The sequence below is a fragment of the Gibbsiella greigii genome, assembly GCF_039540155.1.
Classification (GTDB): Bacteria; Pseudomonadota; Gammaproteobacteria; order Enterobacterales; family Enterobacteriaceae; genus Gibbsiella; species Gibbsiella quercinecans.
The window spans coordinates 140,568-164,258 of sequence record NZ_BAABEM010000021.1 but is presented as its reverse complement, the minus strand read 5'-3'; the positions used below and the strand labels follow the sequence as shown (position 1 = coordinate 164,258).

The window sequence follows — 23,691 nt, the reverse complement described above, 5'->3', positions numbered from 1 at the left end:
GGATAATACTATGAATCTGTATGTTTTATCAGAGGATTTTTATTTTATCCTTGGGCTATCACATGCCATCAATACCAACAAATATAAATTATATGCACAGCATGTCAGTAACGGATGCCTATCGTATCATCCAGAGACTGGCCGCAATAATATCGTTGTTATAGATGTGGTTACTCCTGAATATTTGCACGAGTTAATAGAAAAAATACCTCGAGGTGTGAGAATTTTATTTATGTCTGATATGAGCTTTCTGCCAGACTCGACGTATGGTTTTATCTCAAAAAAGGTGTCTGTAAAGACGTTGTTGGCGACACTGGAAAGGTGTGTGAATTGGAATAAAATAATAAAATATCCACTCACATCCAGGGAGTTAGCAGTAATCAGCGAATTGGCAAAAGGTTATCCACCACACACGATTTCCCGCCGGTTAAATATTTCGGTAAAAACGATTTCGACGCATAAAATCAATGCGTTAAAAAAGTTGGGCATTATGAGCAAAATGAATGGATTATCCATGTTTTATTGCAATGATATTATTTACAAGCTCAATATATTGATTTGTTCCAGGTACTATTGGAACAGTGATTATTGTCATGGTGCTTAGGCTGTGTCCTGCAATAGTGCGTGAGTACCGTTGGCGGTCATTGGGCTGTGCGTCAAGGCGCAAGCCGTGCGGTTTGGCGGGCCCAAATAAACGGGGAGCAACGCAGAAGCGCGGCCCAATGGCCCCAGCCCAGAGGGTCATGCCCCCAAAGCCCGTCTTCTGTGTTATCGGGCTTGAATATAGGCCTACTATGCCTTGCGCCCGCAGCCTTGATGATGGGATTTGGACGCAACGACGGCACCACGACCTATTGTGGGACATAGCCTGGTATCGGCAAAGGCGACGCGCTGGCGTGTTGTTAGAGCCAGTTTGTTTTTTACTACAGCGTGGCCTTATGGCCACTCGCTAACAGTGCTGCGCTTTGTTGTTTGGGCAAGCTGGAATACCTGTTTTCTTTGTTCCGCGCAACAACCTGCGGCAACCCAATCTACCACATAAATGCACAATAATAGGGCGAATAGCCCCATCGTGGGGCGCAGCACTATGCTGTAGGGCGCTGCCCATAGGTTGTTTTTCTTGCTCGTCTACAGGGGGGATATTTTACTTTATACTTTAAAGCTCTTGATTTTTAGCTGAAGATTTTTATTTAGTACCTTGATAATTTTCTGGCGTGCTTTGTGCTTTACTTAAATTGGCATCATGTGGTGCCAACAAACAAGGAGCGCATTTTGTCCAGACAGCCTAACCATCTCAACCCGCTAGAGTGTTCTCAGCAGGCATTAAAATGGATTATGAGTGATACCCTGTCTGCGGAAGATGTTGCAGCGTTAAATAAAGAAACGCTCGATGCTTTTCGCGACTATGTTAACCCTGGGTTTTTAGAGTACAGAAAATCCGTCACTACCGGCGGCAGTTACGGCGCTGTCGAGTGGCGAGCCAACAGCCCGAACACGCTGTTGGATACGCAAGGCAACGAATATCTTGATTGCCTGGGTGGTTATGGCATTTTTAGCGTGGGTCACCGTAACCCTACGGTGCTGGCCGCGGTTGAGAAGCAGTTAAGCAAACAACCCTTGCACAGCCAGGAGCTGCTGGATCCGCTGCGCGCCATGTTGGCTAAAACGCTGGCAGCCATTACGCCCGGCAAGTTGAAATACAGTTTCTTTGGTAATAGCGGTACGGAATCGGTTGAGGCCGCACTGAAATTAGCCAAAGCATATCAATCCCCTCGCGGCAAATTCAGTTTTATCGCTACGCACGGCGCCTTCCACGGCAAATCTTTGGGATCGCTTTCCGCCACCGCCAAACCGGCATTTCGTAAACCTTTTATGCCATTGCTGCCCGGTTTCCACCATGTGCCATTTGGTGATATCGAAGCAATGAAGAAAAAGGTTAAGCAGTGCCATAAAAACGGTGAAGGCATCGCTGCGGTTATCTTGGAACCTATTCAGGGTGAAGGCGGGGTGATTGTGCCGCCGGCGCAGTATCTGCCGGCAGTGCGCGCTCTGTGTGACGAGATCGGCGCGTTGCTGATTCTGGATGAAGTACAAACCGGCATGGGGCGTACGGGGAAAATGTTTGCCTGCGAGCATTATGGGGTTCAGCCGGATATTCTTTGTCTTGCAAAAGCGTTGGGCGGCGGCGTGATGCCTATTGGCGCCACGGTGGCGACGGAAGAAGTGTTCTCTGTCTTGTTTGAAAACCCGTTCCTGCATACCACGACCTTTGGCGGCAATCCGCTGGCCTGTGCGGCGGCGTTAGCGACGGTGAACGTCCTGTTGCGCGATCAATTGCCCGACAAGGCCGCTGAGAACGGTACCTTCTTGCTCAACGGCCTGAAGAAACTGGCGACTAATTATCCTGAGCTTATCGTAGAGGCCCGCGGCATGGGGCTGTTGCAAGCGATCGAGTTCCAGGAAAATGAAATCGGCTATGCCTTTGCCAGCGAGCTGTTCCGCCAGCGGATATTGGTGGCCGGCACGTTGAACAATGCGAAATCGGTGCGCATTGAGCCGCCGCTGACCATTACCCGTGAGCAATGCAGCCACGTATTGTTGACGGTGGAACAAGTGTTGGCCAAGCTACAGGCGCAACGAGAAAAGGGCGTTGAAGAGGCATCGGCTTCTGTTACCGAGGAGATGCTGTAATTTAGGCTGTGTCCCATTATGGTGCGTGAGTAGCACTGTCGGTCATCGCCTGACTTTCGGTAATACGCCTTAAAAAGCCAGTTCAATCATCGAACTGGCTTTTTTTATCGCGGGAATCGGTGAAAGGCGCCGCGGTCTTGATGCCCTTGCAAGCGCCCACTGTGGCACCGGCAAGGGGGAGCCGTTGGCGGTTATGAAAACACCAGCTCTCGTTTGGTGATCCAGAACCAGACCACCCAGCCCAGGCCGATGGCGGACCATACCAGGCCCAGGAGCATCGCGTCCTTGTCCAGATTAATCCACATCCCTCCCACGCTGATAATCCCCAGTAGCGGCAACACTAGGTTATACAGATACTCTTTGGCGTTGGTGAGCTTGCGGTTTCTGATGGCAAACAGCGCAATCACTGAGAGGTTAACCGCGGTAAAGGCCACCAGTGCGCCAAAGCTTATCAGCGACACGGCGGTATCCAGGCCAAAGAAGACGGCGCTCATCGCCAGGCCGCCCACAAACAGCACGCAATACAGCGGGCTGCCCAGGCGCGGGTGGACATAGCTGAAAAATGCGCCGGGGAAGATACCGTCGCGCCCCATGATATGCAGCAACCGCGCGGCGCTGGCATGGGAGGCCAGCCCTGAAGCCAAGGTATTCACCAGAATGGCAACCAGAAAAACCGATTGGAAGAAGGCGCCGCCCACATAGAGCACGATTTCCGGCATCGCTTCCGAAGGGTTTTTGAACGCGGCATTGGTAGGAAAGTAGAGTTGGATAAACCATGAGGCGATAAAGAAAATGGCGCCGCCGACCAATGCGGTTAAAAATACCGCGCGGGGAATGACGTGCCGTGGCTCATGGGTTTCATCGGAAAGCGTGGTAACCGCATCAAACCCCAGGAAAGAAAAGCACAGCACGGCGGCGCCGCTGATTAACGGGATAATACTGCTATTGCCGTTCAACAGTGGCTTCAGCGTCCAGAGCGCATCGCTGCCCGCCTGGTGGCTGACGCCCTGGATCACCAGCAGCACAAAGACGCACATCAGCAGAACCGGTGCACCGACAAATAAGAAGTTAAGGTTCGCCAGTAGCTTGATATTGCGGCTGTTGATCCAGGTGACCAGCGTGGTGAACAGCACGATCCAAAGCCAGGGCGGCAACTGCGGGAACAGCGATTTCAGGTAGATGCCCGCCAACAAGGCATTAATCATCGGTAATAGCATATAGTCCAGCAGGGAAGCCCAACCAACCATGAAGCCGGCATGGTTGCCGCAGGTTTTACGCGTATAGGTATAGGCGGAGCCCGCTTCGGGAAACGCCCTGACCATTCTTCCGTAGCTGAGCGCCGTCAGCAATACCGCAACCAATGCCAGCAGATAGGCCAGCGGCACCCGCCCGGCGGTGATGCCGGAGACGATGCCAAACGTATCAAACACAGTCATTGGGGTCATATAGGCTACCCCAATAATCACCACCTGCCATAGTCCCAGCTTTCTTTTGTCTGTTATTTCTTCAGCCATATTTTTCTCCACCCCATCTAAAAAAACGAGCACATAAGTTTTTAAGCAATAATTGTGCCTTCTGGTTAAAAAACAGAATTAAACACGGGGTTTCCGAACGAACCGGCACTGGCCGCGGAAATGGTACCCTGAGTGATAGGGGGCACGGCTTGCATCGTGGGCCTATACATCAAATGCCAATATTCTAATGGGTTGTGGATCACTGCCAGCGAATGGTTATCCATGCGGTTTGTAATGGTAATTGCCTTGTCGTGTGCGGCTATTGCCTTTCTGCCGCATTATTCCCTAAGAGGAATATGCTGGGAAGTTGCAAATATAAAAATTTTTATTGGTTTTGATGCGGCTGTTCAGGCGATGCAAAGATAGCCGGAAGTGGTTGCGCTGTGGGCGCGCTTAAGCGGATTAACGAAAATTATGTTGTCAGTAATACGTTGTCTTTAAGCACAATAATGAAAAAATAAGGTTTTTATTGTAAGCATTTTAATAAGATTTATTTTTATGTGTTCGATTTAATGCGAAGTAAAACATTATAAATAATGTGGGTTTGGCGCTTTGTTATCTTGGGGATGATATTTTGTTGATAAAGCTTATCATTCAAATTAAAATCCACCGCGTACTAACACCCTATAAAAACATACATTAATCTAGTGCCGTTTATTTAAACAGTTCGTCTTTTTTGGAAGCAATGTGTGAGCAAATACTAATAACGAGTCAAGGGTTATAAGATGCTCACATCCACGAAATATCAGGGATATACAAAGCAGAGGCTGATGAAATTGGCGGTTTTGGCCGCAGCTATTCACTGTGCGTGCGGCTATGCCGCAACTGTCGCCAGTACTGGCAGCAATACACAAGACCAAACTACCACAGCAAAAAAAACCGCTAATACCGATGCGGATATTACGGTAACTGCTACGCCATTGCCAAAAGAGGCAGGCAGCAAAACGACGATTACCGCTGCGCAAATGCAACAGGAAGGCGGTAACGACTTCGGCACCATTATGCGTTACCAGCCGCTGGTAACGGCTACCGGAGCGGCCGGTGGTTCCGGCACTGGCAAGAGTGGTTTCGATCGCAGTGGCTATACCGGTTATAACATCCGCGGTCTGGAGGCCAACCGGGTTTCCATCGACGTTGACGGGGTTGAACTGCCCAGCGCCACTGGGCGTAGCTATGTTAGCCGTGCTGGCACCGGCACCTTTGGCATTGGCCGTGACTATATCGATCCGTACATGTACGGTTCAGTGGATATTGCCCCGGGCGCAACCGAAGCCGCTAACGCTAACCAAGCCCTTGGCGGGGCGGTCTCATTCCGTCCAAAATCTGCCGACGATTACCTGTCGCCGACCAAATCCACATACTTTGGTTACCAGAGCGATTACGATTCATCCAATCGTAGCTGGCACAATGGCTTCACCGCCGCAGGCGGCGATGAAACGTTGCGCGGCCTGGTGGCTTACAGCCGCCGTGACGGCCAGGAAACCCGCAATAACAGCGGCACAGTAGACGCTAACCCGGCGAACTGGCACTCCGACGCATTTTTGGCTTCGGGCATCTGGCGGATTAACGACGCCCATCAATTGACCGGTACTTTCGATTACTACAACAAAACCAATCACACGCATTACGATGCCTGGAATACCGCCGGCAGCGCGACCATTGGCACCAACGAGCAGACCAGCAAAACCCGCCGCTGGGCCGCCAGCCTGGAGGATCTCTGGACGCCGGATGCGAGCTGGATTGATGTGATCGACAGCAAAATCTTCTATCAAAGCACCGAAGCGCATGACCGCACCTACGGGCCGAACTCTACCGGCAGCAGCCTGGTCACCACCTATTCGGACTACGACACCAAAACCTATGGTTTTGAAACCAAGATGGCGAAAGACTGGGGCATTCATCAGTTCCGTTGGGGCCTGAATGCACGCACCAGCAAAACCGAGCGCCCATTCAACCAAGATCCGACACAGAGCTCCTACACCTACATCATGCAGCCTGAAGCCAACAGCGAAAGCTACAACCTTGGCGCGTTTGCACAGGACACCATGACTTGGGATTTGGCAGGCCACAACTTCTCAGTGGTGCCGGCGGTGCGCGTGGCTTACCAGAAAACCAAGCCGGAATCGCTTTCCAGCCTGGCCAACAGCTCGCTGAGCGAGTCTGAACTGGAAACGTTGTATGGCTCCACCAGCGATACGCAGGTGCTGCCGTCTTTGAGCTTCCTGTATGATATTACACCAAAGCTGACCACCTATATCCAATATAAGCGCGGCGCCCAGTTCCCGAACGCCAGCCAGTTGTATGGCTCATGGAACCTGAGCTCCAGCTATGCGGGCAGCAGTCAGTATGCGCTGATCGGCAACGCCGATCTGAAAACGGAAACCAGCAACAACTTCGAATGGGGTTTGAAAGGCGAAGCGGTTGAAGGGATCACCATCAGCACGGCGGCGTTCTACAACAGCTATAAAAACTTTATCGATTACTCGCGCTATACGCGTGCGGCGAATCCAGAGCGGTTCACCAATATCCCAAGCAATATCTATATTGCCTATCAGTCTGAAAACCGCGACAAGGCGTATATCTACGGCGGCGAGATCAGTGCCAAGTTCAACTTCGGCACCTGGTTCCAACAGGTTGACGGCCTGAGCGCACGTCTGGCGTATGGCATGGCCGAAGGGGCGGCGAAATCCAGCTACCTGGGCGATAAATACGTTGATCTGGAGAGCGTTGCGCCAATGCGTGCAATCGTGGGCGTTGCCTATGACGATCCGGGCCAGGTGTACGGTGCTGCGCTGACCGCGACCTTCAATAAGGGCAAACGCGCGACGGCCACCAACCGTGAAAGCTACAACAACAGCGGTACGGCAATCACCGATTCCACCACGGAATACATGAAAGTGCCTGGCTACGGCCTGCTTGACTTCACCGCTTACTACCGTGTGACCAAAAACGTGAAGATTAGCGGCGGCGTTTACAACATCACCGACCGTAAATACTGGGATTATCTCAGCAGCCGTGATATCGAAACGTCAACCAACCAGGATCTGAACGATCAGGCTCTGGCGGTACAACCAGGCCGTACCTTCCAGTTAGGTGTGAACGTTGATTTCTGATTTTTATCGTCAATAACAACCCGCCCTGAGCATTGCTCAGGGCATTTTCATGAGTAAAAAATAAATGAGCAGCCGTTATCAACATTATTTGGCATTAAAAGCCGAACACCCAAAAAAATACGCCCGGGATCTGGCTGCGCTGATGGGGATCAGTGAAGCTGAACTGACGTTGGCGCGCACCGCCGCCGACGCCGTCGCCCTGAAGCCGGATTTCAGCGATATTCTGCATGCGCTGGAAAGCGTTGGGGAAACCAAAAACATTACCCGTAATGAATATGCGGTTCACGAGCAGGTTGGCGCATACAGCAACCTGAAGTTGGGCCAGCATGCCGGCCTGGTGCTGAACCCGCGGGCGCTGGATTTGCGCCTGTTCCCGCACCTGTGGCACAGCGCATTTGCACTCACCGAGCAGACTGCCCGCGGTGAACGCCAGAGCCTGCAATTCTTTGATCGCCACGGTGATGCCGTGCTGAAAGTCTACGCCACGGAAAATACCGATATGGCTGCCTGGGGCGCGTTGATTGCACGCTTCACCCAATCCGCACCAGAAAGCCTGGCGCTGGCACCAGTGGAAGCACCTCAGTATCAGGCCCAGCCCGATGCCGCCGCGATTGAGCAACAGTGGCGGGCAATGACCGATGTACACCAGTTCTTCGTGTTGCTTAAGCAGCATAATATTTCGCGCCAGCAGGCGTTCCGCGCCGTGAGCAGCGATCTGGCCTGGAAGGTAAGCAACCAGGCTCTGCGCCAGGTGCTGGAAAGCGCACAGCAGGACGGCAATGAAATGATGGTCTTCGTCGGCAACCGTGGCTGCGTGCAGATTTTCACCGGTGTGATTGAGAAAGTGGTGACGGTGGAGCAATGGATTAACGTGTTTAATCCACAGTTCACCCTGCACCTGCGTGAAGATTGCATTGTTGAAAGCTGGATCACGCGTAAACCGACCGCGGACGGTTTTGTCACCAGCCTGGAGCTGTTTGCCGCCGACGGCACGCAAATTGCCCAGCTGTACGGCCAGCGTAGCGAAGGGCAGCCGGAACAAGAGAAGTGGCGTGAGCAGGTTGCCGCACTCAGCGCGGTGGGGGCGGCCTAAGCCGTTCCCCCTGTACGCGGCTAACGTGCAGCGCCTCACCGATTTATCGCCCTTCAAGCGATAAACTGATATACGAACAGTGCGCCAGATATATTATTTGGCGCCTATTTAAATCAATAAATATTTTTCATATAACAGGCCGTATGTGCCTTGATTTCGTTCTCCAGTCTGTCCGGGGTTTCATTCCCAAGGCGCCGTTTGCATTATTAGCGTGTATACTCATACGTAATTACCAATTTTCCCTTTGTCATCCGTAAGTTATGTGGCACGGTAATTGCCAATGGTTTTTATATTCGAATCAATTGAATAAATTTACACTGTGCGGTGTTATTCTCCACAGTGAATGCTTTTCACCTGCCCTTATTTGCAACGGTTCCTTTGATAAGGGGGGGATGATGCCGAAGAACGCACTGTACTTGTGTTGACGCTAGCTCCGTCATCCCTGTGTCAGCGAGATTTCTCCAAGATAAAATACAGTAACGCTTTTGCTTAATTGGATCGTGAGGCAGAATATCATAAATAAAAATTAGCAGACGGTGGGCGGCGCACTGCCGCAAAGTAAGCGTTTATAATTGCGCTAGACATTTTTGCGATTGAGGTAGTTTCTCAACGGCAAATTTAACCCCAGGGAGTATGATGGATGAAAGAATTATTTGAGCGGGAGAAAGATGGGGGGATCCAATCTCATCAAGATCTGTTTATCATCCTGGATGCCCTACCGCTGCCCATTTCATGGGCTACCCTGCCTGATGGAAAAATACAATTCACGAACCGTGCTTTCAAACAAACATTTGGTTACGCAGACAATCAATTCAGTGAAGTGACTGATTGGGTTGAAAGCACTTATATTAATGAAAGTGAGCGCCAGTTGGCCATCAACCATTGGAAAAAACTGTGGATACCGCAATCAACCGGGGTGTCTGAAGTCGCGCCGTTCGACATTCAGGTGAAAACCGCCTATGGCACGGTGCTGTCCGTCCAGCACCGCGGGATTATCCTGCATGATATCAACATCGGCATTGCGATCTTTGAAGACATTACCGCCCGCAAGCTTGCCGAGAGTTATCTGCAGCGCATCGCCTATGAAGACGCGCTAACCGGGTTGGCTAACCGCCATGCGTTGCAAATGCATTGGGACGCCATGCATGCGGGTACGGTTGCCGAGCCTCCCAAACGGCAGGCGCTGTTGCTGTTCGATCTGGACGGGTTTAAACAGGTTAACGATCGCTATGGCCACGATGTGGGCGATGGCTTGCTGATTATTGTCGCCGAGCAGATAAAGCGGTGCTGTCGCCAACAGGATTTCGTCTGCCGTTTGGGCGGCGATGAGTTTCTGATTTTGCTGTCGGATTTCAGCGATACGGCCGAGGTGGAAAAAATCTGCCGCGATATTGAAGCGGCGTTCACCACGCCGTTCATCGTCGGTGAGCATAGCCTTTCGCTTGGCGCCAGCATCGGCATCAGCCTGTATCCCGAACAGGCCACCAGCCTGCGCGAGCTGGTCAAAAAAGCCGATCAGGCGCTGTACCGCCTTAAACGCTCGCGAAAAGGCGGCTGGGGCTGGTTTGCTTCGCCCAAATAGCGCCGGCCGTAGGGCGGCCAGGGCATGGCGTTTGGTTTCCGGCTTCACATCCGGCGGTGAAGCGGTTAGTCTTTTCCTTTCCTCAATAAAATAAGACGATAATTCATGAAAAACACAACGTTCGCATCACGCCTTCGCAAGGGAATTCTGTTTAGCCTGGTTGCCGGGTTGGCCTTTAGCGCCCAGGCCAAAATCGATCACGTCCGCTTTGTGGTCGATCCAACCTATCCGCCGTTTGAATCCAAAAACCCGCAGGGCCAATTGGTGGGGTTTGATATCGATCTGGGCAACGCGCTTTGTGCGCAGATGCAGGTGAAATGCACCTGGGTGGAAGGCCAGTTTGATGGCATGATCCCCGGCCTGAAAGCGCGGAAATTCGACGCTATTCTTTCCGATATGGGCATCACCGAAGAGCGCATGAAACAGATCGATTTCACCGTGCCGCTGTATGATACCAAGACCCAGCTTTTGGCGCGCAAGGGGATGAATTTGCTGCCGACGGCGGAATCCCTGAAAGGAAAAAACATCGGGGTGGCGCAGGGCACGGTGCAGGAGCGCTATGCCCATGCCAAGTGGCAACCTTTCGGTGTTAACGTGATCTCGTATGCCGATCAAAGCCAGGTGGAAAGCGATCTGGTTTCCGGCCGCCTTGACGCCTCGTTTACCGACGCTGCACAAGCCGCTATTGGCTTCCTGAAACAGCCGCAAGGGCAGGATTTTGAACTGGCCGGCCCGATGGTGGAAGACCCTATCATTGGCCCCGGTACGGCGATTGGCCTGCGCAAAGGCGACACCGAGTTGAAAAACGCATTGGATACCGCTTTTGCCGAACTGAAGAAAAACGGCACCTTCGATGCCTTGCAGAAGAAATATTTCGAGACGGATATTTCCATCAAGCAATAAGGGGGATTTGGCCGCTCAGCCTAACCTGATGCCGGGCTTTGCCCGGCATGTTTTCTTTTGGACAGTGATCGCTTATGCAACAACAACGCCATCCTTTATTTTCCCCCTCGCTGGGGACACAGCGCGAGATTATCAGTTACCACTACGGCCCCGCCAACGCCGAACGCCAGGTATATATCCAGGCCAGCCTGCACGGCGATGAACTGCCCGGCATGGTGGCGGCATGGGTGCTTAAGCACAAACTGCAGCAGTTGGAGCGGCATGGCTTCCTGCAGGCGCAGATTACGCTGGTGCCCGTCGCCAACCCGATCGCCCTGAACCAGCACTGGCATGGTAGCCATCTTGGCCGCTTCGAGACCGATTCCGGGCAGGATTTCAATCGCCGCTTCCCATCGCCCGGCGCAGCAGTGGCGCCGAGGGTGGCGCCTGATTTGGGGGCTGACTGTGCGGCCAACCGCCAGGTTATCCGCCGGGCGCTGGCGCGCTATTTTGACCAGCAGCAGCCCCAAACGGAGCTGGAGTCGCAGCGCCTGGTGCTGATGCGCATGGCCTGTCAGGCCGATCTGATGCTGGATCTGCACTGCGACTGGGAAGCAGTGGCGCATCTTTACACCACCCCCCGCGCCTGGCCGGCTATCGAACCGCTGGCGCGCTATTTGGGCAGCGACGTGCAACTGCTGGCAGATGTCTCTGGCGGGGAGCCTTTCGACGAATCCTGTGGCGAGCCGTGGCGCTATTTGCAGCAGGCCTTTGGCGATCGCTTCCCGATGCCGGAAGGGCCGCAGCCGGTGACGCTGGAACTGCGCGGCGTGCGTGATGTTTCGCTGCCGCAGGCCGAGCACGACGCCGACGCCATTATTCACGCCCTGATCCACGCCGGTTATATCCGTGGCGAAGCGCCGCCGTTGCCTGAATTGCGCCACCCCGCCACGCCGCTGGCCGGGTGTGAATACATCACCTGCCCACACGCCGGGGTGATATTGCACCTGCGCGAACTGGGGGAATGGATTCATCCCGGCGAAGCGGTGGCTGAAATTCTCGATCCGTTGACCGATCGGCTAACGCCGCTGGTGGCGCAATACGGTGGCCTGCTCTATGCCCGTCACTGGATGCGCTATGCTACCGCCGGCATGCTGATCACCCGCCTGGCCGGGGAAGACGCTGGCCGGGAAGGAGAGTTGTTGGTTCCCTGACGCCGTGGGAAAGCGTTAACGCGAAAACGCACCGGGTTATACGCTGCTTACGGGATAACCCGGTGATTTAGCGCGCCGCCGCGCCAATGTGATGATTGAGCGTGTGAATGTAAGTAAATATGTAAATCCACGTGGCCCCCTGCAGGGCCTTTCCCCTTGCGCTGCCTGCCTGCAACGCCTTTTTTCGATCTCTCTTTTGTGAATCTCGTGCGGCCTTTTACGCGCTGGCGCATGATTCTTTACTTGCATCCAAGATATATCATGAATATATTTTCACTGGCCGATGAGAATGATTACTGATTGCCTTTGTCGGCGTCTGGCGGCAACAATGGGCGATCGGCGGCGCATTGCGCGCCACATTGCCGGGTACGCTAGGCGTTTCGGCGGCGGTGCCTTGTTATCCCTGTGGTGAGGAGAGTATATGGACAGACAAACCGATGAGCGTGCCGTCCTGGCCGTTGCGCAGAAAAAACTGACGATTACCCTGGTGGGCGCGCGCAAGGCAATCGCCGCCGCGCAGCGGGTCGCGGCGGAAAACGGTTGGCACATCAGCGTTGCGGTGGTCGATCGCGCGGGTGAATTGGTGGCGCTGGAGCGTTGCGATACGGCGATTGGCATCAGCCCCAATGTTGCCCTGGGTAAGGCGCGCACGGCGGCCTTACTGGAAGCGCCGTCAAAAGCCTTCGAAACCTTTATCAACGGCGGCCAGCCCAGTTTTCTCGCCACGCCCGGCGTGACGCCGCTGGAAGGTGGTGTGCCTGTGTTGCTGGACGGGGTGGTGATTGGTGCGGTTGGCGTGAGTGGCGCCCACGGCGCCAATGATTCTTTGGTTGCTGAAACCGCGGCGGCGGCGGTCAGTGCGTGAGTGAGGAGTTGGTGATGGCTGTATTAAACAACAAACATCTGGTGATCATCGGCGGCAGTTCTGGCATCGGTTTCACCATTGCGCAGCAGGCGGCGGCGGAAGGCGCGGTTTTAACGATCGTTGGCCGTGATCCACAGCGCCTGGCGGCGGCGAAAGAAAAACTGGCCGCCCTGGGCGGGCAGGTTAAGGCTACCCTGCAGGTGGATGCGCACGACCATGCGGCGCTAACGGCACTGTTTGCACAGATTGAACCCTGCGATCACCTGGTTTCGATGGTAGGGGATGCCATGGGCGGCGGCTTTGTGAGTGCCGAAATGGCGGTGATTGAGCAAGTGATGTATTCCAAATTCCTCACCAATGTGCTGATCGGCAAGCTGGCGGCCGATAAGGTGCGCCGCGGCGGCAGCATCCTGTTTACCTCCGGCACCGGCGGCAAAGCGCAGCATGCCTGCGCCAGCTATGTCGGCAATCTGGGAATTAAGGCGCTGGCGGAAGGGCTGGCCGCCGAGCTGGCGCCAAACATTCGCGTAAACACCGTGGCGCCCACCTGGACTGTCACCCCGTTTTGGCGCCATCAAGCGCCGGAAAACGTGGAGCAGACGCGCCGGCATTTTGCCGAGGTTATTCCGTTGGGGCGTACGGCGACGCTGGATGAACTGGCTTCCGCCTATGTATTTTTAATGAAAAACGATTTTATTACCGGGCAGCAACTGGCAGTGGACGGCGGCATCATGCTGGGCTAAGCCTTGCTCCAAGGAGAACGATTTTGCATAACAGTAAGCAACAAGATAACGGCCGTGCGCCGCAGCGGGTGCGCAATGAACTGCGTTTTCGCCAGGTTGAAGTGATCGCCAAGCAGCAGATCGCCGGCAGTTTTTACCGTATCGAGTTTGGCGGCGAAGCGCTGGCGGGCTTTAGCTCGCGGGGATTTGACGACCATATCAAAGTGTTCTTTCCCGATCCTGCCGGCGGTGAGCTGCATCTGCCGGAAATTACCGAGCAGGGTATCGTCTGGCCTGAAGGCGTGCGCCCGGCGGGGCGTGATTACACGCCGCTGGCGTTCGATGCGCAGCAAAACCGCCTGACGATCGATTTCTACATCCACCCGGGCGGCATCGCCAGCGATTGGGCGGCGCGTGCCGTACCTGGCGATACGTTGTTGTTCGGCGGCCCGCGCGGCTCGTTAATCGTCCCGGCCTATTACGCCTTCCAATTGTATGTGTGCGATGAAACCGGCCTGCCGGCGGTGAAACGCCGCCTGCAGAATATGCAGGCCAGCACAGCGAAGCTATTCGCCTTTACCGATGAAGCGGTTGGCCGCGCCTATCTGGGCGAGCTTGATGATGTGCAGGCATGCTGGTTGGGCAGCGGCAACATGCAGGCGGCAAACCTGGCCGGGTTGATGGCCGAACTGGACCAACTTGATGTGCCGGCCGACGATTATTTTATCTGGCTAACCGGGGAAGGGGCGGCGGTTAAGACCCTGAGCGACTATTTCATCGAGCAGCGTAAACGGGACGCCGCTTTCGTGCGCGCCGTGGCGTACTGGCACCAGAAATAGCGCCCGCTGCCGCCTGTGTTGAATTTTGCCAGGCGGCAGTCTACTATCAACCCCCTTATCTTTTAGCTCAGACCGGTGATGAAACCTCAGCAACCTTCCCCCACATGGCAAGCAGACAAAGACAAGCGCGCCGCCTGCGCCAAGGTGCGTAAAAAGCGCCGCGAAAAAATGCTGGATGCCAGTGATATTCGTCTGCTGATCCTGCACTTTCTGGCGCTGGGGGCGGCGCACGGCTATGAGCTGATCAAATCGATCGAAGATCTTTCCAAGGGCGAATACGCGCCCAGCCCCGGTATCATTTACCCGAACCTGGCCCAGTTGGAAGAGGCGGGTTATATCCAGGTGATGGACGATCAGGAAACGCGTAAAGCCTATTCGCTGGAAGAAAAAGGCCGATTATTGCTGCAGGAGCAGCGTGATAATTTGCTGGTTATTCTTGAGCGTTTAACATCATTGGCGATATTAGTTAACAATCGCTCTATTCCCGAAGTTGAGCGTGCTATTCACAATATGAAAACGGCGCTTAATTCCCGCCTGTCGCAGGAAAATATTTCCCAGCAGTCCTTGCATGCAATTATTGATGCGATGGATGAAGCAGCGAAAAAAATAGAACGCAGTTGATTTTACACGTTTTTTAATTGGTATTATTTCATTTAATTAATGTGTAACGTGTTTTGGTTTTTATAGTAAATTATGTCGATTTTATTGCCTATACCAAAAAGATATAGGTTGGTAATATAAACGGTATTTTAATTTACAATATTCCCGGCGCTATATTCCCTGACAGTTAGTCCGTCTTACGATATTAATCGGAGAGAATATGTCAGAGAAAAAAGCTACCGCTGTTCATGACTTACGTTCAGCCATTGAATTGCTGAAGAATATTAAAGGCGAGTTTGTCAGCACCGATACCGAAGTGGATCCCCATGCGGAGCTCTCCGGCGTCTATCGTTACGTCGGTGCTGGCGGCACCTGCGAACGCCCAACGCGCAAAGGCCCGGCGATGATGTTTAACAACGTCAAAGGGTTCCCCGGCGTGCGCGTGGTGACCGGCCTGATGTCTACCCGTGAGCGTGTGGGCCATTTGCTTGATTGCCCACCGGAAAAACTGGGCTTTCTGCTCAAAGACGCGGTACACCATGCGGTGGCGCCGGTGTTGGCCGAACAGGCGCCCGAATGCCAGCAAGTGGTGCATTATGCGGACGATCCGGCCTTTGACTTGCGCACGCTGCTGCCTGCGCCCACCAATACCGAAGAGGACGCCGGCCCGTATTTCACGATGGGCATGTGCTACGCCTCGGATCCGGACACTCACGAGTCCGACATCACCATTCACCGCTTGTGCATTCAAAGCCGCGATGAGCTTTCCATGTGGCTGACCCCAGGCCGCCACATTGACGCGTTCCGCGAAAAAGCAGAGAAAGCCGGCAAACCGTTGCCGATTTCCATCAGTATCGGCGTCGATCCGGCGATTGAAATCGCCGCCTGTTTTGAACCACCGACCACGCCGTTGGGCTTTAATGAACTCAGCATCGCCGGCGCGCTGCGCGGCCAGCCGGTTGAGCTGGCGCAGTGCCTGACCATCAACGAACGCGCACTGGCCCACGCAGAAATCGTGATCGAAGGCGAACTGCTGCCGAACGTGCGTGTGCGTGAGGATCAGAATACCAACACCGGTAAAGCCATGCCGGAATTCCCAGGCTACACCGGTGAAGCCAAAGCGGCGCTGCCGGTCATCAAGGTGAAGGCGGTCACGCACCGTAAGAACCCGATTCTGCAAACCACCCTTGGCCCCAGTGGCGAGCACGTCAGCATGGCCGGGATCCCAACCGAAGCCAGCATCCTCGACATGCTGGAACGCGCCATGCCGGGCCGTGTGCTGAACGTCAATGCGCACACTTCTGGCGGCGGCAAGTTGCTGGCGGTGCTGCAGTTCAGGAAAGCCTCGCCGGTGGATGAAGGGCGCCAGCGCCAGGCGGCGTTGATTGCCTTCTCTGCATTTTCCGAGCTTAAGCACGTGATCCTGGTGGATGAAGACGTGGATATCTTTGATACCGACGACATCCTGTGGGCGATGCAGACCCGCTATCAGGGCGATGTCGATACCGTCTTTATTCCCGGCGTGCGCTGCCATCCGCTCGATCCTTCGCAAATCCCGGAATACAGCCCAAGCATTTCGCAGCAGGGGGTCACTTGCAAGACCATCTTCGACTGCACCGTGCCGTGGCACCTGAAAGCCGGCTTTGAACGCTCGAAGTTCAAAAAAGTCGATGTGAAACGTTTTCTTCCCGATTTTGAATAAGTGAGGTTGTTGTGAGCAGAAGGCGCATTATCGTGGGCATCAGCGGCGCATCCGGTTTCCAATACGGCATGAAGGCGCTGGAGCTGTTGCGCGATCAGGACATTGAAGTGCACCTGGTGGTGACCAAAGGCGCCGAGGTGACGCGCGCGATGGAAACCCAATGGCAGCGCCAGGATATCACCGTACTGGCCGATGAGGTGCACAACGTTGCCAACCTGGGCGCGTCGATTTCAAGCGGTTCGTTCAAGACCCTTGGCATGATTATCGCCCCCTGCTCAATGAATACGCTGGCGTCCATTGCCCATGGGTTGACCAGCAACCTGCTCACCCGGGCGGCGGACGTGATCCTCAAAGAACGCCGCCGCCTGGTACTGATGGTGCGGGAAACACCGCTTAACCTTACGCATATCAAAAATATGCATCTGGTAACCGAAATGGGCGGGATTATCTATCCGCCCGTACCCGCCTTTTACCAACAACCACAGTCGGTTGATGACATTGTCCGCCACAGCGTGGCCCGCGCGCTCGATCTGTTTGAGCTGGATGTCGGGGGCCTTAACCGCTGGGGTGAGAAACACAACGAACAATAACAATCATTAAGGAGAAAACCATGGTAGTGGGCCCTTTTGTCAACGGGAGCGCCGTGCTGATTGGCGGCCTGGTTGGCGCATACCTGGGGAATAAAGTTCCGGAGCGCTTGCGGGCTGCTCTGCCGATGACTTTCGGCCTTTCCTCTATGGGGCTGGGCATTGTGTTGATTGGCAAAATCCATAGCCTGCCGGCGGTGGTGTTGGCGCTGATTATCGGCGCTGCGCTGGGGGAATGGGTGTTCCTGGAAGAGAAGATCGGCCGGCTGGGCAACCTGGCGAAAGGCCTGGTGAGCCGCTTCCAGACCGACGATACCGGGCTGGATCCGAAAGCATTTACCGAGAAATACGTGGCGATCCTGGTGCTGTTTTGCGCCAGCGGCACCGGTATCATCGGCGCAATGACCGAAGGCATGACGCACGATCCCAACATCCTGTTCGTGAAATCGATCATGGATATCTTTACCGCAGCGATTTTCGCGACGGTGCTGGGCTATGCCGTCGCGGTGATTGCCATCCCGCAGTTGATTATTCAACTGTTGCTGGCGTTCTCTGCGGTGCTGATTATGCCGCACACCACCCCGGTGATGATGAATGACTTTACCGCTGCCGGTGGGTTTGTAATGCTGGCCGCCGGTTTCCGTATTGCGGGGATCAAATCCTTCCCGGTTGCCAATATGCTGCCGGCGCTGGTGCTGGTGCTGCCGGTATCATATTTGTGGACGTTGTATATCCACTAAAGGGTTTAACAGGCGGTTGGCGCTTGGCGGGCCATGTTACAATCGCGGTGTGTGGAAACAGAGCGGAGGAAGCATGGACCTTAAAAGATTGCAGTATTTTTGCTCAATAGCGGAACAGGGCTCGATCAGTAAAGCCGCAAAGCTATTGAACATCGCCCAACCGCCGTTAAGCAAGCGCCTGCAGGAGTTGGAAGAAGAGATTGGCTCGCCGCTGTTTATCCGCACGCCGCGAAAAATGCAACTGACCGAAGCCGGCACCTTTCTCTACCGCCAGGCATGCACTGTCCTGAGCAGGATCAATAGTCTGAAACGGCAGACCATCATGATCGCCACCCGTAAAAAACACGTGGTGAACATCGGCATTTCTTACCTTTATCTGCGCTATTTCAACCAAATGCTGCTGGATTATTACCACAACCGGCCGGACTGGGATATCAACGTGGTGGTGTCTGACTCCAGCCATCTGGAAGAGATGCTGATTGGCCAGGCGATTGATATCGCTCTGATGCAATCCCCGGCGGACAAACAGCCGTGGTTCATCCGCGAGCTGGAAGCCGTCGACACTATCGCCGTGGTTTCTGCGCATTACGCCGCCATGTTTGCCGGCAAGGCGCTGCATTTTACCGATCTGAGCGGCGTGCCGTTAATTCTGCTGCACCGGATCGGTGGTGAAGGCACCTATGAAATTCTGCGCAACAAACTGTATGAGAAGATTGAACAGGTGAATATCAGCATTAAGGTTTCCGAACCCAAGCTGATTCTTGAAATGATGGAGCAGGGGTTTGCCGGCGCTGCATTTATTCCCCGCTCCGAGTTCGTGCCCAGCCCGCAGGGCAAATATATCAGTTGCCCGCTGGCGGAAAGCTTTGCGATTTACAAACCCGCGATGGTGACGCTGAGCACCACGCAGGATCGTCAACTCTGGGCGATGCCAGCGGAAGAGTAGCCCGCGCCCTGCCGCTCTCCTGATCACTGATACATTGAAAGTGCCCTATCTATTCCCGTTCTGTTGTTATTGATTCATACTCATCAGCCTGGTTTTCGTCCTGTGATGCGCCTTTGTGTGGAGAAGCGTTTTTTTTAATTATTTGATAGTTATCTTTAATTCTTGTGGTTCCCGGCCGGGCGATATGCACAGTTCGGTACGAAATAGGGCAGAACAGATGGCAGAACAGATATGCCGCTACCGTGAGATCGCGGAGCAGCTAAAACGGGCAATCATCAACGGCGTGCTGCCGACCGGGCGCAAACTCCCTTCAGTGAGAAAGCTGGCCACGCAGTACGGCGCCAGCATGACCACCACGCTCAAAGCTTTGCGCACGCTGGAGGATGAGCACTACGCCCAGGCCAGGCCGAAGTCCGGTTTTTATGCGGTGTTGCCCGAACGGGCGCCCATTGCGCCGCTGCGGCCGGTGGAGATTGCGCCGCTGGATGCGCAAACGGAGCTGCATCTGGCCATGCTGGGCAGCGATTGCCGCGTGCGGCTGGATTTGGCGAACGGCGCCGGCAGCCTATACCCGATCCGCAAAATCAGCCTGCTGATGCGCCAGCTTAGCTACCGCAAGCCGCAGTTGTTGGGCAACGCCATCAAAGGGGTGGGCTATCCGCCTTTGCAAACCGAAATTGCCCGCCGGGCGCTGGACTATGGTTGTAGCCTGGAAGCCGGCGAGATCATGGTGACCAATGGCTGCATTGAAGCGCTGGCGTTGGCGCTGCGCGCAGTGACCCAGCCAGGCGACAGTGTGGCGGTGGATTCCCCCTGTTATTTTGTGCTGCTGCAGATGCTGCGCCATTTGGGGCTGCGGGTGGTGGAAGTGGGGCGTGGCGAAGATGGCGTTACCGACGCCGGGCAATTGGCCGCGTTGTTCCGGCAACGGGTGGTCACCGCCTGGGTGGCGCTGGCCAATGTGAACAACCCGATGGGCACCACCATGGGGGATGAAACCAAAGCCTTCCTGGCCAGGTCGGCGGAACAGCACGGTGTCACCATCATTGAAGACGATACCTTTGGCGATACCGCCTTTAGCGCCGCGCGGCCTTTCCCGCTGCGCGCGTTCAGCGAAAATGTGATTTTGTGCAGCGGTTTTTCCAAAACCATCGCGCCCGGCCTGCGCGTGGGCTGGTTGAGCGGCGGCAAGTGGAGCAGAAAAATCGCTGCGCTGAAGTACACTTCAACGCTCGGCACCAGCCTGTTGCCGCAGGCCGCGGTGGCGGAACTGCTGAAAAACGGCGGCTACGACGCTCATCTGCGCAAGCTGCGGCGGGAGCTGGCGCGGCAGGTCGCCGCCCTGCGCGCCGGGGTGATGTGGTATTTCCCGCCCGGCACGCGCGTTTCAACGCCGCAGGGCGGCTATGTGCTGTGGGTAGAGCTACCGGCGGGCTGTCTGCCGGCGCATGAGCTGTCGCGCATTGCGCGTGAACAGGGCATCGGCATCGCCCCCGGCCACCTGTTTGCCACCGATCGTCGTTTCCATCACTGTCTGCGGTTAAACGCCGGTTTTGGTTGGAATGATGAGGTCGCCAGTGCTCTACAATCGTTGGCGAAGTGGTGCATTCCTGCAAAAAAATAAGGCTGATAACAATCAAAAACATAAGCTATACCAACTAATTATTATTGCGATCTCGATCATAAAGTAACCAACAGGTTAGATACTTAACTTGGTGGGTGTTGTATGTGTTTTTAACAAAAACATAACACTCACGGGATGGTTTTATGGCGATACCGCAGGTCAGACTCAAACACTACCTGGCTTATGGCTCGGGGGATTTTTTCGGCATGGGCACCACGGCGCTGACCGGCGCCTGGCTACTGTTCTTTTACACCAACTTCTGTAACCTCACCGCGATCGAAGCGGCGTCCATTTTCGCTATTGCGCGCGTTTTTGACGCCGTCGCCAGCCCGCTGATGGGCTTTTTTACCGATAACTTCGGCAAAACCGCGCTGGGCAAGCGCTTTGGGCGGCGTAAATTCTTTATCTTGCTGGGGATACCCGCGGTGTTCTCGTACTGCTTTATCTGGGTCAGTGATATGAATTATTTCTATTACCTGATCACGTACCTGGTGTTTGAAATCGTCTACAGCATGGTGCTGGTGCCTTATGAGACGCTGGTGCCTGAAATGACCAATGATTTCAAACAAAAGACCAAGTTTTCCGGTGCGCGGATTGCCTTCGCCCAGGTGTCCTATATTGTGGCGGCGTATTTGCCCGGGCTGTTCTTTACCTGGTACGGCAAGGATAACGCCAGGGTGTTTTTTTATTCCGGCATCGTGGTGGCGGTTATCTGCGCCGTCGTGCTTTGCCTGGTGTATTGCTACACCTGGGAAAGGCCGCGGCCGGGCGAAGCGGCGGTTGAAGACGGCGAAAAATCCGCGTTCAACCATACCGCCAGGAAATTTGTCGCCGAAGTGTTCTCTACCCTGAAGGTGAAAATGTTCCGCAAGCATTTGGGGATGTATCTGGGCGGGTTTATCGCACAGGATCTTTTCAATGCAGTGTTCGCCTATTACGTGATTTTTGTGATTTACCAAACGGCGACGGTGTCGTCTGAGCTGCTCGGCATCATGTCCGTATTACAGTTTGTCGCCGTGCTAGCGATGATCCCGCTGTGTATTTCCTGGGGGCCGGCGCCGGCATATCGGCTTTCCGTGGTTCTGTTCGGCATGGCCTGCGCCGCCTATGGCCTGCTGTGGCTGGGGGATCACAACAGCCTGCTGTTACTGATGCTGGTGTCGGCTTTGGCCGGCGTGGGGCGCGGGGGCATCAACTATATTCCGTGGAATACCTATACCTACATGGCGGACGTTGATGAGGCGATCACTGGGCAACGCCGGGAAGGGATTTTTGCCGGCGTGATGACCATGACACGTAAAGCCTCACAGGCCGGGGCGATTATGGTGGTGGGGCTGTTGTTGCAGGCGGCCGGGTTTATGCCGGGGCAAAACCAGCAGCCTGAAAGCGTGCACCAGGTGATCCTGCTGGTGCTGTGCGGCGGCACGCTGTTGTTACTGTTGGGCGGCTACGTGGTTTCACGCGGATTTATTCTGAACGTGAAAAACCATGCGGTTTTGCGCACCTGTTGTACGCAGATGCAGGCGGCGGGCGGGCCGGTGGCCGGCAGCCTGTCGGTGGAAGAGCAGCAGATCCTGGAGCAAATCACCGGGCTGCCGTACGAACAATTGTGGGGCAATAACACAGTAGCCTATTACAACCGCTGCCCCGATTAACGCTTGCATTAGGATGTAAAAAAAGCGCTGCCGATGATCACCGGCAGCGCTTTTTTACGCTTTTCAGTAGCCGTATATTTTAAGCAGCGCCTGCATTCTTTGCTGCGCTAACTCCGGCTGGTGCAACAGCCCGGCCTGGTCGGCCAGGCGGAAGATTTCCGCATAGTGGCTAATTTCACGCGCGGCCTGCATGCCGCCCGCCATTGCAAAGTGGCGCTGGTGGCCATTCAACCAGGCGAGAAAAACCACGCCTGCTTTGTAATATTGGGTGGGGGCTTTAAAGATCTCGCGTGCCAGCGGTACGGTGGGCGCAAGAATGCGATGATATTGCGCGCGATCCCCTTGCGCCAGCGCATTGAGCGCCTGGCTGGCGGCAGGGGCGATGGCGTCGAAAATCCCCAGCAAGGCGTGGGAATAGTGCCCCTGTTCGCCTTCGATCAGATCCGGATAGTTGTAGTCGTCGCCGGTATACATTTTTACCTGCGCGGGCAGGCGCTGGCGGAAGGCGATTTCGCGCTCTTTGCTGAGCAACGACATCTTGATGCCTTCCACTTTGCCGGGATTGGCGTTAATGATCGCCAGCACCGTATCGGCGGCGCGGTCAATGTCGGTACTGCCCCAGTAACCGGTGAGCGCAGGATCAAACATGTCCCCCAGCCAGTGCAGGATCACCTTGCCCTGGCTTTGCTGCAACAGGCGGTTATACACCCGCAGATAATCTTCACTGCCGGTTGCTACCTTGGCCAACGCCCGGCTGGCCATCAGCACTATCCGGCCGCCGTGCTGTTCCACCAATTCCATCTGTTCTTCATAGGCGGCGATGACCTGATCGAGCGACGTGGCCGCATTGGCATCCAACTGATCGGTACCCACGCCGGCGGCAAGATCGGCGCCCGGCGTCGCTTTGGCCTCCGCCAGCGAACGGACGATCAACTCCCGGGCGATCGGCCAGTTGATCCCCATGCCGCGCTGGGCGGTGTCCATCGCTTCGGCCACTTTAAAACCCAATTGCCACAGGTGGTGGCGGTAGGCGAGGGTGGCATCCCAGTCGATGGCGGGTTTTTCAAGCCAGTTGGCCGTTTGGGCTTCGGGCGCAATCACCACGTGCGCGGCGGCATAGGCGATGCGGTTGAATGCCGGCGGCGTTTCCGGCCACGCCGGGGCGGCGCCCAGCAGTTGATAGTCGGCAAGATTTCCGTGGTGGTCCGGCAGGCGTAGGGTAGACATATTTTTGTTCCTTATAAACTATCTGTTTAGTTACTTGTGATTCATGTTTACTCATCGATTGTTTAAAAGTCAAGCGCCGGCCGGCCAGAGTGTTT

Annotated in this window: 19 protein-coding genes; 17 read left to right on the top strand and 2 right to left on the bottom strand. The window is 54.9% G+C overall.

Annotated elements, in window-relative coordinates; genetic code table 11:
- Positions 1–10: 10 nt before the first annotated feature.
- Together AC559G_RS15105 and ygjG are read left to right on the top strand one after the other, a co-directional pair.
- Positions 11–604, top strand: a complete 594-nt coding sequence (locus AC559G_RS15105; RefSeq protein WP_498913082.1) for a response regulator transcription factor — start codon at positions 11–13, stop codon at positions 602–604.
- A 668-nt stretch (positions 605–1,272) separates the two neighbouring features.
- The gene (gene ygjG, locus AC559G_RS15100; protein WP_498913081.1) at positions 1,273–2,691 is read left to right on the top strand and encodes an aspartate aminotransferase family protein; all 1,419 of its coding nucleotides are present in this window, start codon (positions 1,273–1,275) and stop codon (positions 2,689–2,691) included.
- Between the two features lie 191 nt (positions 2,692–2,882).
- On the opposite strand, the gene AC559G_RS15095 is transcribed toward ygjG, so the two are convergent.
- Positions 2,883–4,205, bottom strand: a complete 1,323-nt coding sequence (locus tag AC559G_RS15095; RefSeq protein ID WP_498913080.1) for an APC family permease — start codon at positions 4,203–4,205, stop codon at positions 2,883–2,885.
- 725 nt (positions 4,206–4,930) lie between these two features.
- On the opposite strand from AC559G_RS15095, the gene AC559G_RS15090 reads away from it, so the two are divergent.
- From AC559G_RS15090 to AC559G_RS15020, 15 genes are all read left to right on the top strand, one after another.
- Entirely contained in the window at positions 4,931–7,318 is a 2,388-nt protein-coding gene (locus AC559G_RS15090; protein ID WP_498913079.1) for a TonB-dependent receptor domain-containing protein, read from the top strand.
- A 64-nt stretch (positions 7,319–7,382) separates the two neighbouring features.
- On the top strand, positions 7,383–8,411 hold the full coding sequence (locus AC559G_RS15085) for a hemin-degrading factor (protein ID WP_498913078.1): 1,029 nt from the start codon (positions 7,383–7,385) through the stop codon (positions 8,409–8,411).
- A 640-nt stretch (positions 8,412–9,051) separates the two neighbouring features.
- The gene (locus AC559G_RS15080) at positions 9,052–9,993 is read left to right on the top strand and encodes a diguanylate cyclase domain-containing protein (RefSeq protein WP_498913077.1); all 942 of its coding nucleotides are present in this window, start codon (positions 9,052–9,054) and stop codon (positions 9,991–9,993) included.
- Positions 9,994–10,098: 105 nt separating this feature from the next.
- Positions 10,099–10,896 carry an ABC transporter substrate-binding protein gene (locus tag AC559G_RS15075; protein WP_498913076.1) on the top strand — a complete coding sequence of 266 codons (798 nt, stop codon included), beginning with the start codon at positions 10,099–10,101 and terminating at the stop codon, positions 10,894–10,896.
- A 74-nt stretch (positions 10,897–10,970) separates the two neighbouring features.
- On the top strand, positions 10,971–12,089 hold the full coding sequence (locus AC559G_RS15070) for a succinylglutamate desuccinylase/aspartoacylase family protein (RefSeq protein ID WP_498913075.1): 1,119 nt from the start codon (positions 10,971–10,973) through the stop codon (positions 12,087–12,089).
- A gap of 421 nt (positions 12,090–12,510) precedes the next feature.
- Positions 12,511–12,954, top strand: coding sequence for a GlcG/HbpS family heme-binding protein (locus AC559G_RS15065; protein WP_498913074.1), 444 nt, complete (start codon positions 12,511–12,513; stop codon positions 12,952–12,954).
- Positions 12,955–12,968: 14 nt separating this feature from the next.
- On the top strand, positions 12,969–13,697 hold the full coding sequence (locus AC559G_RS15060) for an SDR family oxidoreductase (RefSeq protein WP_498913073.1): 729 nt from the start codon (positions 12,969–12,971) through the stop codon (positions 13,695–13,697).
- A gap of 23 nt (positions 13,698–13,720) precedes the next feature.
- Positions 13,721–14,515, top strand: a complete 795-nt coding sequence (locus tag AC559G_RS15055) for a siderophore-interacting protein (protein WP_498913072.1) — start codon at positions 13,721–13,723, stop codon at positions 14,513–14,515.
- Between the two features lie 78 nt (positions 14,516–14,593).
- Positions 14,594–15,136, top strand: a complete 543-nt coding sequence (locus AC559G_RS15050; protein WP_498913071.1) for a PadR family transcriptional regulator — start codon at positions 14,594–14,596, stop codon at positions 15,134–15,136.
- Between the two features lie 199 nt (positions 15,137–15,335).
- Complete coding sequence (locus AC559G_RS15045; protein ID WP_498913070.1) at positions 15,336–16,817, top strand: UbiD family decarboxylase; 1,482 nt, start codon at positions 15,336–15,338, stop codon at positions 16,815–16,817.
- A gap of 11 nt (positions 16,818–16,828) precedes the next feature.
- Positions 16,829–17,407, top strand: coding sequence for a UbiX family flavin prenyltransferase (locus AC559G_RS15040; RefSeq protein ID WP_121554132.1), 579 nt, complete (start codon positions 16,829–16,831; stop codon positions 17,405–17,407).
- Between the two features lie 20 nt (positions 17,408–17,427).
- Positions 17,428–18,144: a DUF554 domain-containing protein gene (locus tag AC559G_RS15035; protein ID WP_498913069.1), complete on the top strand. Its 717-nt coding sequence runs from the start codon at positions 17,428–17,430 to the stop codon at positions 18,142–18,144.
- Positions 18,145–18,217: 73 nt separating this feature from the next.
- Positions 18,218–19,090, top strand: a complete 873-nt coding sequence (locus AC559G_RS15030) for a LysR family transcriptional regulator (RefSeq protein WP_346079454.1) — start codon at positions 18,218–18,220, stop codon at positions 19,088–19,090.
- Positions 19,091–19,307: 217 nt separating this feature from the next.
- Complete coding sequence (locus tag AC559G_RS15025; RefSeq protein WP_498913068.1) at positions 19,308–20,714, top strand: aminotransferase-like domain-containing protein; 1,407 nt, start codon at positions 19,308–19,310, stop codon at positions 20,712–20,714.
- 143 nt (positions 20,715–20,857) lie between these two features.
- Positions 20,858–22,369 (top strand): MFS transporter, encoded by a 1,512-nt coding sequence (locus AC559G_RS15020; protein ID WP_498913067.1) that lies wholly within the window; start codon positions 20,858–20,860, stop codon positions 22,367–22,369.
- A 63-nt stretch (positions 22,370–22,432) separates the two neighbouring features.
- Here the strand turns inward: AC559G_RS15020 and AC559G_RS15015 are convergent, their stop codons facing one another.
- Positions 22,433–23,596 (bottom strand): dihydrodipicolinate synthase family protein, encoded by a 1,164-nt coding sequence (locus AC559G_RS15015; RefSeq protein ID WP_498913066.1) that lies wholly within the window; start codon positions 23,594–23,596, stop codon positions 22,433–22,435.
- Between the last annotated feature and the right edge of the window lie 95 nt (positions 23,597–23,691).

Excerpts from the sequence above, each read along its gene's own strand:
- AC559G_RS15105 (WP_498913082.1), top strand. The coding sequence starts at position 11 with ATGAATCTGTATGTTTTATCAGAGGATTTTTATTTTATCCTTGGGCTA.
- AC559G_RS15095 (WP_498913080.1), bottom strand. The coding sequence starts at position 4,205 with ATGGCTGAAGAAATAACAGACAAAAGAAAGCTGGGACTATGGCAGGTG.
- AC559G_RS15090 (WP_498913079.1), top strand. The coding sequence starts at position 4,931 with ATGCTCACATCCACGAAATATCAGGGATATACAAAGCAGAGGCTGATG.
- AC559G_RS15085 (WP_498913078.1), top strand. The coding sequence starts at position 7,383 with ATGAGCAGCCGTTATCAACATTATTTGGCATTAAAAGCCGAACACCCA.
- AC559G_RS15080 (WP_498913077.1), top strand. The coding sequence starts at position 9,052 with ATGAAAGAATTATTTGAGCGGGAGAAAGATGGGGGGATCCAATCTCAT.
- AC559G_RS15075 (WP_498913076.1), top strand. The coding sequence starts at position 10,099 with ATGAAAAACACAACGTTCGCATCACGCCTTCGCAAGGGAATTCTGTTT.
- AC559G_RS15070 (WP_498913075.1), top strand. The coding sequence starts at position 10,971 with ATGCAACAACAACGCCATCCTTTATTTTCCCCCTCGCTGGGGACACAG.
- AC559G_RS15065 (WP_498913074.1), top strand. The coding sequence starts at position 12,511 with ATGGACAGACAAACCGATGAGCGTGCCGTCCTGGCCGTTGCGCAGAAA.
- AC559G_RS15060 (WP_498913073.1), top strand. The coding sequence starts at position 12,969 with ATGGCTGTATTAAACAACAAACATCTGGTGATCATCGGCGGCAGTTCT.
- AC559G_RS15050 (WP_498913071.1), top strand. The coding sequence starts at position 14,594 with ATGAAACCTCAGCAACCTTCCCCCACATGGCAAGCAGACAAAGACAAG.
- AC559G_RS15045 (WP_498913070.1), top strand. The coding sequence starts at position 15,336 with ATGTCAGAGAAAAAAGCTACCGCTGTTCATGACTTACGTTCAGCCATT.
- AC559G_RS15035 (WP_498913069.1), top strand. The coding sequence starts at position 17,428 with ATGGTAGTGGGCCCTTTTGTCAACGGGAGCGCCGTGCTGATTGGCGGC.
- AC559G_RS15030 (WP_346079454.1), top strand. The coding sequence starts at position 18,218 with ATGGACCTTAAAAGATTGCAGTATTTTTGCTCAATAGCGGAACAGGGC.
- AC559G_RS15025 (WP_498913068.1), top strand. The coding sequence starts at position 19,308 with ATGGCAGAACAGATATGCCGCTACCGTGAGATCGCGGAGCAGCTAAAA.
- AC559G_RS15020 (WP_498913067.1), top strand. The coding sequence starts at position 20,858 with ATGGCGATACCGCAGGTCAGACTCAAACACTACCTGGCTTATGGCTCG.
- AC559G_RS15015 (WP_498913066.1), bottom strand. The coding sequence starts at position 23,596 with ATGTCTACCCTACGCCTGCCGGACCACCACGGAAATCTTGCCGACTAT.